The 13,025-nt window shown below is 37.4% G+C and carries 13 protein-coding genes; 8 read left to right on the top strand and 5 right to left on the bottom strand.

Going from position 1 to position 13,025, the window contains the following annotated elements; genetic code table 11:
- Positions 1 to 691: 691 nt before the first annotated feature.
- Entirely contained in the window at positions 692 to 2,320 is a 1,629-nt protein-coding gene (locus D8M06_RS18475; RefSeq protein ID WP_241558995.1) for an ABC transporter ATP-binding protein, read from the top strand.
- Positions 2,321 to 2,741: 421 nt separating this feature from the next.
- Here the strand turns inward: D8M06_RS18475 and D8M06_RS18470 are convergent, their stop codons facing one another.
- The 4 genes from D8M06_RS18470 to D8M06_RS18455 are packed head-to-tail and all read right to left on the bottom strand — an operon-like array spanning position 2,742 to position 4,994.
- Positions 2,742 to 2,936, bottom strand: a complete 195-nt coding sequence (locus D8M06_RS18470; protein WP_121206058.1) for a hypothetical protein — start codon at positions 2,934 to 2,936, stop codon at positions 2,742 to 2,744.
- Between the two features lie 18 nt (positions 2,937 to 2,954).
- On the bottom strand, positions 2,955 to 3,746 hold the full coding sequence (locus tag D8M06_RS18465; protein WP_121206057.1) for a hypothetical protein: 792 nt from the start codon (positions 3,744 to 3,746) through the stop codon (positions 2,955 to 2,957).
- Position 3,747: 1 nt separating this feature from the next.
- Positions 3,748 to 4,620 (bottom strand): ATP-binding cassette domain-containing protein, encoded by an 873-nt coding sequence (locus tag D8M06_RS18460; protein ID WP_121206056.1) that lies wholly within the window; start codon positions 4,618 to 4,620, stop codon positions 3,748 to 3,750.
- 2 nt (positions 4,621 to 4,622) lie between these two features.
- The gene (locus D8M06_RS18455) at positions 4,623 to 4,994 is read right to left on the bottom strand and encodes a GntR family transcriptional regulator (RefSeq protein WP_121206055.1); all 372 of its coding nucleotides are present in this window, start codon (positions 4,992 to 4,994) and stop codon (positions 4,623 to 4,625) included.
- A gap of 170 nt (positions 4,995 to 5,164) precedes the next feature.
- Between D8M06_RS18455 and aroD the strand changes: the two genes are divergently transcribed.
- The 5 genes from aroD to D8M06_RS18430 all read left to right on the top strand — a co-directional run bounded on the left by aroD (position 5,165) and on the right by D8M06_RS18430 (position 9,656).
- Positions 5,165 to 5,929 (top strand): type I 3-dehydroquinate dehydratase, encoded by a 765-nt coding sequence (gene aroD, locus D8M06_RS18450; RefSeq protein ID WP_121206054.1) that lies wholly within the window; start codon positions 5,165 to 5,167, stop codon positions 5,927 to 5,929.
- A 237-nt stretch (positions 5,930 to 6,166) separates the two neighbouring features.
- Positions 6,167 to 7,126: a metal ABC transporter solute-binding protein, Zn/Mn family gene (locus D8M06_RS18445; protein ID WP_121206053.1), complete on the top strand. Its 960-nt coding sequence runs from the start codon at positions 6,167 to 6,169 to the stop codon at positions 7,124 to 7,126.
- A 1-nt stretch (position 7,127) separates the two neighbouring features.
- Positions 7,128 to 7,889, top strand: a complete 762-nt coding sequence (locus tag D8M06_RS18440) for a metal ABC transporter ATP-binding protein (protein WP_121206052.1) — start codon at positions 7,128 to 7,130, stop codon at positions 7,887 to 7,889.
- Positions 7,867 to 8,781, top strand: a complete 915-nt coding sequence (locus D8M06_RS18435; RefSeq protein ID WP_121206051.1) for a metal ABC transporter permease — start codon at positions 7,867 to 7,869, stop codon at positions 8,779 to 8,781. Before D8M06_RS18440 ends, D8M06_RS18435 begins: the two co-directional genes overlap by 23 nt.
- A gap of 2 nt (positions 8,782 to 8,783) precedes the next feature.
- On the top strand, positions 8,784 to 9,656 hold the full coding sequence (locus tag D8M06_RS18430) for a metal ABC transporter permease (protein WP_121206050.1): 873 nt from the start codon (positions 8,784 to 8,786) through the stop codon (positions 9,654 to 9,656).
- 77 nt (positions 9,657 to 9,733) lie between these two features.
- Here the strand turns inward: D8M06_RS18430 and D8M06_RS18425 are convergent, their stop codons facing one another.
- Positions 9,734 to 11,356, bottom strand: a complete 1,623-nt coding sequence (locus tag D8M06_RS18425; RefSeq protein ID WP_121206049.1) for a catalase — start codon at positions 11,354 to 11,356, stop codon at positions 9,734 to 9,736.
- 171 nt (positions 11,357 to 11,527) lie between these two features.
- Here D8M06_RS18425 and yfkAB point away from each other — a divergent pair, with 171 nt between their 5' ends.
- A complete protein-coding gene (gene yfkAB / locus D8M06_RS18420) occupies positions 11,528 to 12,646 on the top strand; it encodes a radical SAM/CxCxxxxC motif protein YfkAB (protein WP_121206061.1) in 1,119 nt (372 codons plus the stop codon).
- A 195-nt stretch (positions 12,647 to 12,841) separates the two neighbouring features.
- Positions 12,842 to 13,012, top strand: coding sequence for a hypothetical protein (locus tag D8M06_RS19925; protein ID WP_158591828.1), 171 nt, complete (start codon positions 12,842 to 12,844; stop codon positions 13,010 to 13,012).
- Positions 13,013 to 13,025 lie beyond the last annotated feature (13 nt).

The following is a 13,025-nucleotide window of genomic DNA, read 5'->3' as shown; positions in this document are numbered from 1 at the left end:
AGATCTCGCTCACACTTATTTTTGATATGTGCGATCATTCGCTCCGGCAGAATACTTCGCTTTCCGCGGGCACGGCCTCAGCCTCCTCGCGGAAAAACCACCGCTGTGGGGTCTTCGGACACGTGCTATTCCCGCAGGAGTCTACGTATTCTGCCTCCGCTAAGATAGATGCATAAGATATTTTTGAGATGAAAGTTCTTGAAATCGCCAGACCATTATTATTCTTGAAAATAGCATATTTCTTGTTTATACAAGTGGAGCTGACAACATAGCGAAGGAAATACACGAAGACTCCTGCGGGAAGAAGAGCATCGGTGAGACTACGTAGTGCGACAGCACGAAGGAGGCTCACCAGCTCCCCGCGGAAAGCGTAGTGTATTTCCGTAGCGGCTGTAAAGCAGAGCACTATTTTTAATTAAATATATCCGAAGTTTCTATCAACTGTAAAACTTCAAAAAGCAATAAACTATACGAAAAGAGCCTTTTAAAAACAAGTATTACCTTTCAGTTAATAAATTTGTCTGTGTAGTATAGAATGAATAAAGAACTTAACGTATAGAAATTTTAGACAGGAGATAAATCATTGGCTAAACAAGAAAAAGCAGGAATAAAACCTTTTATTTCGCTAATTTTATCAACGAATATACCAAAATGGGCTTTAGTATTTGGGTTGATTGGAAGTATTATTACCATGCTAATTGGCCTTTCCATTCCGTTGTTAACACGAGAATTGGTAGATGGATTTTCAATGGATGCGATAAGCACCACACTGATCATCATTATTTTTGTCGTATTTATTTTACAAGCAGTAGTAGATGGAGTATCAACCTACATATTAGCAGCTATAGGACAGAGGATTGTTGCCAGATTACGTGAAATGATGTGGTTTAAACTGATTCGCTTACCAGTCAGTTACTTTGATAAACATGCCAGTGGGGAATCTGTTAGCCGTGTTGTTAATGATACGGGTATTGTAAAGGATTTGATTTCCCAGCACTTTCCACAGTTTATAACTGGTTTTATAACCATCATTGGGGCCATCGTTATCTTATTAATCATGGATTGGAAGATGACGTTGTTCATGTTAATTGCAGTTCCAGTTACATTGGTTATAATGATGCCACTGGGAGCGAGAATGGCGAAAATATCCAAAGGAATGCAGGATGAAACGGCTAAATTTACTGGCGAGATTCAACAAACACTTAGTGAAGCACGTTTAATGAAGGCTTCTACAGCTGAACACGTGGAAGAGAAGAAGGGTAAAAGCGGTATTTCGAAGTTATATCAGTTTGGATTAAGAGAAGCGCGGATTTTTGCGCTCATTGGTCCTTTTATGTATACAATCATGATGTTGGTGATTGTATTAATTATTGGATATGGTGGAATTCGTGTAGCTGAAGGAACGATGTCAACTGGTTCCCTTGTAGCATTTTTGCTTTATTTATTCCAAATCATTTATCCAATCACTTCTTTTGCGATGTTCTTTACGGAATTACAAAAAGCAAAAGGTGCTACTGAACGCATTATTAGTATTTTAAAAATATCAGAGGAAGCTAGTCAGCACGGTATAGAAGAGGATATCTCAAATAAACCTGTATATGTTGACAATGTTTGCTTTGCATATGATAAAGAGGAAATAGTACTAGAAAATGTCTCGTTCCTAGCGCAACCGGGAGAAATGATAGCCTTTGCTGGTCCAAGTGGCGGTGGAAAGACAACTCTATTTGGATTAATAGAAAGGTATTATGAGCCAATATCTGGTGAGGTTAGGGTAGGGGAGACACCAATCCAAGCCTTATCGATGCAATCCTGGAGAAGCCAAATTGGCTATGTTTCTCAGGAAAGTGCTATGATGGCGGGAACCATTCGTGATAATCTAACCTATGGCCTAAACAATTCGGATGAAATATCTGATGAGCGATTATGGAAAGTTGCTGAAATGGCTTATGCTGACCAATTTATCAAGTCATTTTCGGAGGGACTGGATACAGAAGTGGGAGAACGTGGTGTGAAACTTTCTGGGGGACAAAGGCAACGTATAAATATTGCAAGGGCCTTTCTTAGGGATCCCAAGATACTAATGCTTGATGAAGCGACGGCAAGTTTAGATAGCCAATCGGAACACGCCGTTCAAGAAGCATTGTCTCGATTGATGGTAGGGCGTACGACTTTTGTTATTGCCCACAGGCTATCCACCATTGTTGACGCAGATAAAATTATTTTTATTGAAAAAGGGAAATTAACAGGAATGGGAACCCATCAGGAATTAATAGAAACCCATGAGTTATATCGGAAGTTTGCTGAACAGCAGTTGAGTTAACAGAGTTGTTCTAGAGAAACAAAACTCTTATACCCATCTGTGAAGAGCTACATTTTATTGAAACATAGCAATTAATCAAACGTTTGTTTAAAAGCAATAAATTAAAACAAACGTTTGATCTAGAACATATGTATTAAACAAACGTTTGATCAATTTGCTAATTTCCACCAGTTATAAGCGCTATAACGATATAAATACATACCCATTTTCTCCTTCTTATAAACCTCAAAGTGATAATTTTATTGCATTTCCTCTTACTTGTTTCTCGATATATTATTCATGTCGGCTTCTAGCTAGTGATGAACTGATTTTTTGGGAAATCATATTCCCCCTCTCTTTTAGCGGTGTAAAGCAAATTCCTAATACAAGCTCCCGTATGTATAATGTGATACATACGGGAGCTTAATAACTATATATTTGTTTAGGACTTATCCTTCATAACCTGCTGTCCAACTAACCCAATGATTAGAATAGTTACAGATATAAGACTGTAATCTTTAAAAAAAGTAGTAAACGGAATGTCGAGAAACAGGAATATAGCCGTAGCAATACGTCCTACTAATAATAGCAATCCTATTGCAAGCATCCAGTCAAACAATCTTTTTATAAAATTCATCTGATTCTCCTTTCCATCTTACATTTTAATTGATATTTCACGCGTAAGTGCACGTATAAGGACTAAGATTAATGCTATTAAAATAATTGAACCTACAAATGAACCCCAGAGAGGCAAATTTACCGATTGGAAAGCGAACCAATTGGATAAAGGCTCACCCAATTCTGTTCCCCATAGCAAGTCTCCTGTAATTAGAAACACTAGAGAGGAAGCAATAAAACCAAACCCAATGACCCATCCATATTTATAATAACCTACACCAATGAACCAGCCAATTACATAATAAGTGAGTGTATTTAAAATATACATCAAAAGAGAAACAATCCAGCTACTACTATGAACCAGGATGGATGAACTAACAATTGCTTTTGGTAGCATGATAGTGATACTGTTATCAGAACTATTAATAACATTTTCTGTTACGGTCTTGTCAACTGAAACTGGTATATTAAACCATTCTATAAGGCCGTATTCTAAAGCAGTTATCACTGTAGCGATTACGGCAAGTGCAATTGCTATTCCAAGTGCTGCTATTGCTGTACCAATAAAATAGTCCTTTCTTGTTATACCATGATTTACATAGAATGTTAAAAATCCATAGCTAGAAATAATACCAATAACTAGCATATATATTTTGGTGGAGCCATGTGAGAAAAGTATAAAGTCCCCTATATTGTTACCTGTGTTTATAGAAATAATAACCATGACAATTTGTGCTAATAAAACAAATCCAATGAACCATAGGGACCAGATAAGTTGTACGGAAAACATATCAAGCGCTACTTTGGAGTATATTCTATTTTGTTGCAATTTAATCTTCCTCCCTTGTTAAATGAATAAATAAATCTTGAAGGGAAATGGGGCCAACATCTAGTCCTTTTTGTTTTGCTTCTCTTCTATTTTCCTCGGTTAAATATCCGAATACCATGACAGATTTCGTCCCACCTAATTGTTGTTCACTTAACTGAGTCATGATTGAGACAAAATCATCTACTGTGTTAGCTGATCCGGTGATAGAGGCACCCTTAGAAGCTAATGTCTCGTATTCTTCGTGAAGAATTAAATTCCCTTTATCGATAATAAGAACTTCATCAAACAAATAATCCATCTCTGATACCAAATGGGTAGATAATATAATCGTCCTTGGGTGTCTTTCTTGATCGGCCAATAATTCTTTATAAAAGATCTCTCTAGTTGGTGCATCCATACCAAGATAAGCTTCATCAAATATCGTTACTGGAGTTCGACAGGCCAATCCCAGTGTGACATTAAGGGCAGATTGCATACCTTTGGAAAGCTTATTAACAGGCTTTTCTAATGGTAGTTTAAATATATTAATTAGATAATCAGCATATTCTGCATCATAATTTGGTCGGTATCTCTCTGCTGATTCAAGCATTCCCTTCACTTTTTCCGTTTCATCTGAATAATCCTTCTCGTAGATAAAAGCTACGTTTGCCATTATATTCGCATTTTCAAAGGGGGCCTCTCCAGCTATTTTTATTATTCCATCAGAAGGTTTGCGAAAGGAGGATAACAAGGATAGTAATGATGTTTTGCCAGCACCATTTCTCCCAAGTAATCCATAAATTTTCCCACCTTCCAGATGAAAAGACATATCTTTAAGTGCAGTAAAATCGTTATAATTTAGAGAAAGGTTTCTTATATCTATAGCGAATGTCATTTTTACTTACTTCCTTTCACTTTTTTTATTAATTGAACTATTTCCTTTTCTGAAATACCTAATTTATCTGCCTCTTCTACTAAACCAAGAACATAATTATCTACAAATAACTCTTTTCGCTTTTCTACTAATTTAGTCTTTGCTCCTTCTGCTACAAACATCCCAACACCGCGTTTTTTAAAAAGGATACCTTCATCAACCAACTGATTTACTCCCTTGGAAACTGTAGCATGATTTACTTTATAAAAATTAACAAGTTGAGTAGTGGAAGGAGCTTGATCCCCTTCGATTAATTGATTATTAACGATTTGATCTTCAATCCTTTCTCTTATCTGAATGAAAATTGGTTTATTGCTATCGAAATGGTTGCTCAATATTCTATCCCACCTCATTTATGGTGTTATGGTTATATGGTTATATACCTGTGTATATAACCATAATACATGGAAGTGAAATTGTCAATTTCCTCTTTACTAAACACTAGCGATTTGTCAATACTTAAGGTAATGTAGAAACAAAATAGTGGTAGAAGGAGAGGAGCATGATGGGGAAATTAACAATTAGGGATGTAACAGTCGGGGAAGGTACACCTAAAATTTGTGTTCCTATGGTAGGCGATACGCTGGATAAATTACTGGAGGAAGCAGATTATCTTCAAAACTTGGAAATCGACCTGGTAGAATGGCGAGTCGACTTCTTTCAGTTAGTAGAAGATTTGGAAGCAGTGAAACATGCATTAGTAGAAGTTAGAAAAAGACTGCAAAACATTCCTCTGATATTTACTTTTCGAAATGCAAGAGAAGGAGGAGAGAAAGAAGTCACCAAGGAGTTGTATTTTAAATTGAATAAAGCTGTTGCTGAGACAAAACAGATTGATCTTCTTGATATAGAATTATTTAGTGGAGAGAAGACAGTAACTGATTTAATAAAGGTGGCTCACGCAAATGGTGTAAAGGTGATTCTTTCTAATCATGACTTTGAAAAAACTCCTCCAAAAGAAGAAGTAGTATCTCGCTTGAGAAAAGCTCAAGATCTTGGTGCGGATTTACCAAAAATTGCAGTGATGCCTAGGGATGCAAAAGATGTATTAATTTTACTAGAAGCAACCTTGGAAATGAAAAATAATTATGCTAATCGTCCCATTATATCAATGTCAATGGCTGGTGAAGGAGTTATTAGTCGGGTAGCTGGAGAATTATTCGGATCTGCAGTTACCTTTGGAGCTGCAAAAAAGGCCTCTGCTCCAGGACAAGTTGGAGTAAAAGAACTACAAAAAGTACTAGACCTTATTCATCGAAACCTTCCCTAAAACATTAAGCAGGAAACCTCTTTCAATTCGAAAGGGGTTTTTGTTTTGATTTTTGTCACAACATTTTGCCTAGAATCATAGAATTAAGAACATGAAAAGTTTCCTTTAGGAAAAAATGTAATATATAACTAAAATATATTGACAAACTCAAAATAGAGAATAAAATTAGGGGTAACTAATAAAATTTACTAAGGGCAAAATTTAGAGTCTGAATAAAAACTAAAAGGAGAGGGAAAAATGGTTCGTTTCATGAAAAATATAAGTGGTATTTTTGTGATTAGTACGTTGATGCTGTTTACAGTTGCGTGTGGTTTGGAGGCAAACGAGGGAAGTAGGAATGCAGGTGAAAGTCCTAATGAAAAAATCAAGGTTGTATCCACAATCGCACAAATTGGAGAACCAATTTCGGTTATTGGTGGAGACCTCGTTGAAGTGGAAAGTTTAATGGGTCCATCCGTTGACCCACATTTATACAATCCAACTCAAAGTGATATATCCAAAGTAGATAGAGCAGATATCATCTTATATAATGGATTGAACTTAGAAGCCAATATGGTAGAAATATTTAATCAGATTGGAGAATCGAAACCTGTATTAGCTATTGGAGAGGTTATTTCAGCAGATTTATTATTGGAAGATGAAGAAGGAGCAGTTGATCCTCATATTTGGTTCGATCTCGAATTATGGCAAACAGCTTTAGAAGAAGCAGTTGAAGAATTAAAAGCTTATGCACCAGAACATAAGGATTACTTTGAAGAAAATAAACTGAATTATTTTGAAAGATTGAATGAACTGAAAAAAGAATCGGAAAAGTTAGCAGATATATCAGAGAAACAACGGGTGCTCGTAACAGCGCATGATGCTTTTGGTTATTTTGGAGCTATGCATGACATGAAGGTAGTGGGGTTACAGGGGTTAAGTACAGAAGATGAAATTGGTGTATCGGATATAAATAGTACTATTGAAATAATTAAGGAATTTGAAGTTCCGGCTATTTTTGTAGAAAGTAGTATTAATCAGGACTCTATTCAGGCAGTGATAGAGGGGGCGGCCAATGATGGTATGGAAGTTGATTTAGGTGGAGAGTTATTTTCGGACGCAATGGGTGAGCCAAATACGGAAGAAGGAACGTATATTGGCATGTACCGGCATAATGTAGAGACGATTTATAAGGCATTAAGTAAAGGAGTAGATTGAAATGGCGAAGACTTTAATTGAGGTCGAGAACTTGTCAGCTTCGTATCGAAAAAATACGGTACTTCACAATGTGAACTTCGAAGTAAAACCAGGCACTTTAACAGGAATTGTTGGACCTAATGGTGCGGGAAAATCTACATTAATTAAGACAATGTTAAATCTACACCCTGCTTTAACTGGAAAGGTTTCCTTTTTTGGTTTGCCGTTTCCAAAGGTAAAAAAAAGAATTGGTTATGTTCCTCAACGTGGTTCTGTCGATTGGGATTTCCCTACTGATGCTTTGGATGTCGTCACAATGGGGCTTTATGGGCAAATTGGATGGCTGAAAAAGACAAAAGAAAAACATCGTAAGCAGGCATTATCTGCATTAGAAAAAATGGGAATGAAAGATTATGCTGATCGGCAAATTAGTCAGCTTTCAGGTGGGCAACAGCAGAGAGTATTTTTGGCTCGTGCCCTAGTACAAAATGCGGATATTTATTTTATGGATGAACCATTAGCGGGAGTGGATGCTGCGACAGAACAAGCAATTATGACTATATTAAAGGAACTAAAGTCTATCGGAAAAACAGTGATGGTTGTTCATCATGATTTACAAACGGTGGAAAATTACTTTGACCATGTTTTGTTACTTAATCGCACCGTATTACATCATGGAAAAACAGAGCGAGTATTTACAAAAGAAAATGTTGCAGATGCCTATGGTGGTAACATGAGATGGATGGGAGGAGAAAGGCAGTATGAGCTCCATTCTTTTAAATAGCAATACTCAGTGGGTATTGGTTAGTACAATGATTCTTGGTATAGCTGCAGGGATTATTGGATGCTTAGCATATTGGAAGAGGCAAAACTTAATGAGTGATGCTTTGTCGCATGCGGCTTTGCCAGGGGTTGTGGTTGCTTTTTTACTGTTTGCGGAGAAAAATTTACTCGTATTGATTGTAGGTGCAGGAATCAGCGCTTTAGTTGGTGCGTTTCTTATTCAATGGATAACGAACGCGAGCCGCATATCGGAAGACTCTGCAATGGGAATGATTCTAGCAGTGTTTTATGGGTTTGGAATTATGCTGCTTACAATTGCTAATCGCTCCCCTGGTGGAAACCAGAGTGGACTGGATAGCTTTATATATGGTCAAGCGGCATCAATGGTGAAATCAGACGTTATTACCATGCTTATCCTTGCCTTACTAGTTATCCTTGTTGTATTAGTCGGATATAAAGAATGGAAAATCTATCTTTTTGATCAGGAGTTTGCCAAGGGCATTGGACTATCGATAAAAGGTATGAATGCTTTCTATACGATTGTGCTTGTGACAACAATTGTTATTGGTATTCAAGCTGTAGGGGTGATTTTGATGGCAGCGATGTTAATTATCCCGGCGGTTAGTGCTAGATATTGGACACAATCTTTTCTTGTGATGATTCTTCTCTCTGCCTTATTTGGAGGTATTTCAGGTGCTGTAGGCACGTTGATAAGTGCATTGGGAAGCGGTCTGCCAACGGGGCCTTTTATCGTAGTAGTAGCTGCAAGTATTTTTGCTTTCTCGCTTGTATTTGGAAAACAAAAAGGCTTATTTATTAATTATATTCAATATCGATTACATCAGAAAAGGGTGCGAAATGGAATGCAGATGAAAGCGGAAGGGGCGAAGTAAAAATGACTTACACAGCTTGGATTATTCTAACAGCAGCATTGGTTGGACTTTCTTGTGGGATTGTTGGTGTCTTCCTCATTCTTAGGAAGACAGCGATGATGGCAGATGCGATTAGTCATACAGTCTTACTGGGAATTGTAGTTGCCTTTATCATCACGAGAGAAGTTAGTGGTCCAGCGATGCTCATTGGTGGGATTTTAGCTGGATTATTGACAGCGTTTTTTGTCCAATGGCTCCATACCCTAAATGTACAGCACGATGCCTCCATGGGAATTGTATTTACAACTTTATTTGCTATTGGGGTAATATTAATCGCAACTTCTGTTGGCAATGCGCATTTAGATGTGCAGCATGCGCTAATGGGGGAAATCACTTTTATACCCTTCCATACGATAACCATTCCAATTATTGGGGAAATTCCTGAAGCTGCTGGATTGCTACTACTGGTGTTAGTAGTTGTACTCTTTTTTATCATAGCTTTTTATAAGGAGTGGAAAATAACCTCTTTCGACCCAGCTTTGGCAGCTAGTTTAGGAATACCAGTTTTATTCATGCACTATGTATTTATGGGGCTTGTGTCCATTACAACGGTAGCTTCCTTTGATGCGGTAGGGGCCATAATGGTAGTTGCCATGTTAATTACACCTGCTGCAGCTGCCTATCTATGGACAGATAAGCTTTTGATTATGCTTGTTTTAAGTGGAACATTTGGAGTTGTCTCATCCATTGTTGGTTATTATATTGCTGCTTGGATCGATACTTCTATATCTGGGTCTATGGCATTTGCAACTGGACTTGTGTTTATGGTTAGTTTTTTCTTTTCACCAAAGCATGGCTTAGTATCAAAATATATTCGTCCTTCAAAAGTTGCTTGAGTAAAGTTCTAGTTATTGGAGCATACGGATTAGAATGTAGTTAACCTCGGCATCAGGAAAATGCCGAGGTTTCAACATTAATATGGTTCTGCATCATGTCCTTTTTCAACTGCATCTTTCACAGCTTGTTGTGCGTCTTTTGCTCCAAGTGGGTGCATTTCTTCGCCAAATTCCATCTTCGTATTGGCTTTCATTTTACTTTTCTCTTCTAAACCTTCTCTTAGACGTCGTCCGTATTCTTCATCTGCTTCTTCTGCTAAAGCAATCATTTTATCCTGCAGACGTTTATCACAAGTAGACAAATCATTAACAAGATTCTTGATTAACTCATCCTTCTCCCATTGTTCAAAACGACGATATGTTTCACCAGCTTGCTTGGTATTATCATTTCTGTCAATGGATTCACGTACCAGTTTTCCTTCTACATGTGGACTATGTTCTTTCCCGGTTTGTTCTGCTTCTTTTAATCCACCTAAAATGGAAGGTTCATAGTTAACATGTGGATTTTGGCCTGGTGCTTTATCGTTTTGATGTCTTAATTGTCCGCCTTCTTGATTGGTTGCAACTCGTTTTTTTGCAGCATTAATCGGAACTTGAAGATAATTTGCACCTACGCGGTAGCGCTGTGTATCAGAATAAGAAAACGTTCTTCCTTGTAACATTTTATCATCTGAAAAGTCTAGTCCATCGACAAGCACACCAGTACCAAATGCTGCTTGTTCTACTTCGGTAAAGTAATTTTCGGGGTTTTTATTTAAAACCATTTTACCTACTGGCAGCCATGGGAATTTATCTTCCGGCCATAACTTGGTATCATCAAGTGGATCAAAATCCAACTCTGGGTGAGGGCCATCTTCCATAATTTGTACAAATAGCTCCCATTCTGGATATTCACCGCGTTCAATAGCCTCATATAAATCTTGTGTTGCATGGTTGAAGTTCTTTCCTTGAATATCCGCTGCTTCTTCCATCGTTAAATTCTTAATACCTTGCTTTGGTTCCCAATGATATTTCACCAGTACGGCTTTTCCTTCTTGATTAATCCAACGATACGTATTTACTCCAGACCCCTGCATCATTCGGTAATTTGCTGGAATGCCCCAAGGTGAATAAATAAAAGTTACCATGTGGAATGATTCTGGGGAATTTGCACAGAAATCAAAGAAACGCTCGGAGTCTTGATAGTTAGTCACTGGATCGGGACGAAAGGCATGAATCATATCAGGAAACTTCATTGCGTCACGAATAAAGAAGATTTTCAGGTTATTTCCAACTAAATCCCAGTTTCCATCTTCTGTGTAAAATTTCACGGCAAACCCTCTAGGATCACGTACGGTTTCGGGGGAGTGATTCCCATGGACAACCGTAGAAAAGCGTACAAATACTGGGGTTTGTTTTCCTTTTTCCTGAAAAACTTTTGCTCTGGTGTATTTGGAAACTGGTTCATCACCAGCCGTTCCGTATGTCTCAAAATAACCATGTGCTCCTGCCCCACGTGCATGAACAATTCTCTCTGGCACTTTTTCACGGTCAAAGTGGCTAATTTTTTCTATGAAATCATAGTTCTCTAAAGTTGCAGGACCTCTATTACCTACCGTTCTAATATTTTGGTTATTGGTAACAGGATGCCCTTGTCTTGTTGTTAAGGTATCATCATTTTCGATATTGGTCTCATTCTGTTTGAATGGTTCCTTATCCATGTTATCTCCTCTTTTCTTAACTTTTTAAGTAGTATAATCATTACTTATGTTGTCCGCATTCCGGAAAAATTATCTATAAAGAAAAGTAATATTTCAGCGTTAATAAACATAGATGGATAAAAGTGGTAAAATTAGGGAGTGTTATTTGAAAGGGGTATAAAATTGGAAACAATGCAGAACGTTAAAAAAGTAATTCCCATTAATGATCCATGGGAAGCGTATTTGGATGTTAAAGAATTTGGAGAAATGAAATTATCTAATATAGAATTCACGACAACAACCATGTGTAACATGCGTTGTGCACACTGTGCAGTAGGTTATACGTTACAAAATCGTGATCCAGATGCGCTGCCAATAGATTTAATAATCCAGAGACTGGATGAGATTCCGCATCTCCGGACATTAAGCATTACTGGCGGGGAGCCTATGATGAACAAGAAATCAGTGAGAGGATATGTTGTTCCTCTACTTCAGTATGCAGCCGACAGAGGAGTCAAAACACAAATTAACTCTAATTTAACGTTACCATATAACCGTTACGAAGAAATCATTCCTTATTTGGATGTTTTACATATTTCCCATAATTGGGGTACTGCTGAGGAATTTGCAGAAACCGGATTTGCCTTAATGGACCGAAAACCATCACTAAATAATCGAAAAAACTATTTTAAACGGATGGTTGATAATTCAAAGAGGCTGGCAGATGCAGGAATAATGGTATCGGCAGAAACCATGCTAAATAATCGGACCTATCCTTATTTAGAACAAATTCATGACCATGTTAAGGAGATGGGATGTGCTCGACATGAGATACACCCCATGTATCCAGTAGACTTTGCGAGTAATTTAGAGATATTGACATTAGACGAGATTCGTTCATCTATACATCGTCTTTTGGATTACCGGAATAAAGATATGTGGATGCTATTTGGAACATTGCCATTTTACGCCTGTAATTCCAATCAAGAAGATTTGAATTTGCTGAAGCGGTTATATAAAGAGGACAATGTTACATTGAGGAATGATCCTGATGGACGATCAAGACTAAATGTAAACATATTTTCAGGAGATATTATTGTTACTGATTTTGGAGATGAGGAGCCTTCATTAGGCAATATACAAACTACAACATTACCTGATGCATACGCCAGATGGATGCGGACGAAGACAGCAAAAAGTTTAAACTGTCATTGCCCAGCCGTAAATTGCCTTGGCCCTAATATCTTAGTGAAAAACGCCTACTACAAGGATGTTGATTTTCAAACGAGGAAAGCAAGAATTAGTCGTTGATAGTGGAAGCTTTTAATAATAAGGATATATACGATAGAAGTTTTCTTCGAATCACGTATCCGTCTCCAGGCGTATTCTCCCTACAGTAGTAGTAGGGTTTTTTTATTGCTGTTTTTCAGTCGTTAAGCCGAAGACGAAAAGCCTTCTGCCGTTTACCATAGAAGGTGTAGAGAGGTAAACAGAGGAGGAATAGATATGCATAATGACATTTATATTTATCGAGTGATGGCAGAGGAGCGCTTAGAAGAGATGAAAAAAGTATCATACGGAAATAAGTATTATAAAAATATAGATAAGCGTTCAAAAAAATCTACATGGATGATGAATCTTATTTCAAGATATAGATTGAGAAAAGTTGGATCATAAAAAGTAGAGTATC

The sequence above is a fragment of the Oceanobacillus halophilus genome, from assembly GCF_003628505.1.
Classification (GTDB): Bacteria; Bacillota; Bacilli; order Bacillales; family Amphibacillaceae; genus Oceanobacillus; species Oceanobacillus halophilus.
Note: the sequence above shows the minus strand (reverse complement) of the source record. Positions and strands in the feature narration are given on the sequence as shown.

What these genes read in the sequence shown, in the direction of transcription:
- D8M06_RS18475 (WP_241558995.1), top strand. Translation starts at nt 692, where the DNA reads ATGCTAATTGGCCTTTCCATTCCGTTGTTAACACGAGAATTGGTAGAT.
- D8M06_RS18470 (WP_121206058.1), bottom strand. Translation starts at nt 2,936, where the DNA reads ATGAATTTTATAAAAAGATTGTTTGACTGGATGCTTGCAATAGGATTG.
- D8M06_RS18460 (WP_121206056.1), bottom strand. Translation starts at nt 4,620, where the DNA reads ATGACATTCGCTATAGATATAAGAAACCTTTCTCTAAATTATAACGAT.
- aroD (WP_121206054.1), top strand. Translation starts at nt 5,165, where the DNA reads ATGGGGAAATTAACAATTAGGGATGTAACAGTCGGGGAAGGTACACCT.
- D8M06_RS18445 (WP_121206053.1), top strand. Translation starts at nt 6,167, where the DNA reads ATGGTTCGTTTCATGAAAAATATAAGTGGTATTTTTGTGATTAGTACG.
- D8M06_RS18440 (WP_121206052.1), top strand. Translation starts at nt 7,128, where the DNA reads ATGGCGAAGACTTTAATTGAGGTCGAGAACTTGTCAGCTTCGTATCGA.
- D8M06_RS18435 (WP_121206051.1), top strand. Translation starts at nt 7,867, where the DNA reads ATGAGCTCCATTCTTTTAAATAGCAATACTCAGTGGGTATTGGTTAGT.
- D8M06_RS18430 (WP_121206050.1), top strand. Translation starts at nt 8,784, where the DNA reads ATGACTTACACAGCTTGGATTATTCTAACAGCAGCATTGGTTGGACTT.
- D8M06_RS18425 (WP_121206049.1), bottom strand. Translation starts at nt 11,356, where the DNA reads ATGGATAAGGAACCATTCAAACAGAATGAGACCAATATCGAAAATGAT.
- yfkAB (WP_121206061.1), top strand. Translation starts at nt 11,528, where the DNA reads ATGCAGAACGTTAAAAAAGTAATTCCCATTAATGATCCATGGGAAGCG.
- D8M06_RS19925 (WP_158591828.1), top strand. Translation starts at nt 12,842, where the DNA reads ATGCATAATGACATTTATATTTATCGAGTGATGGCAGAGGAGCGCTTA.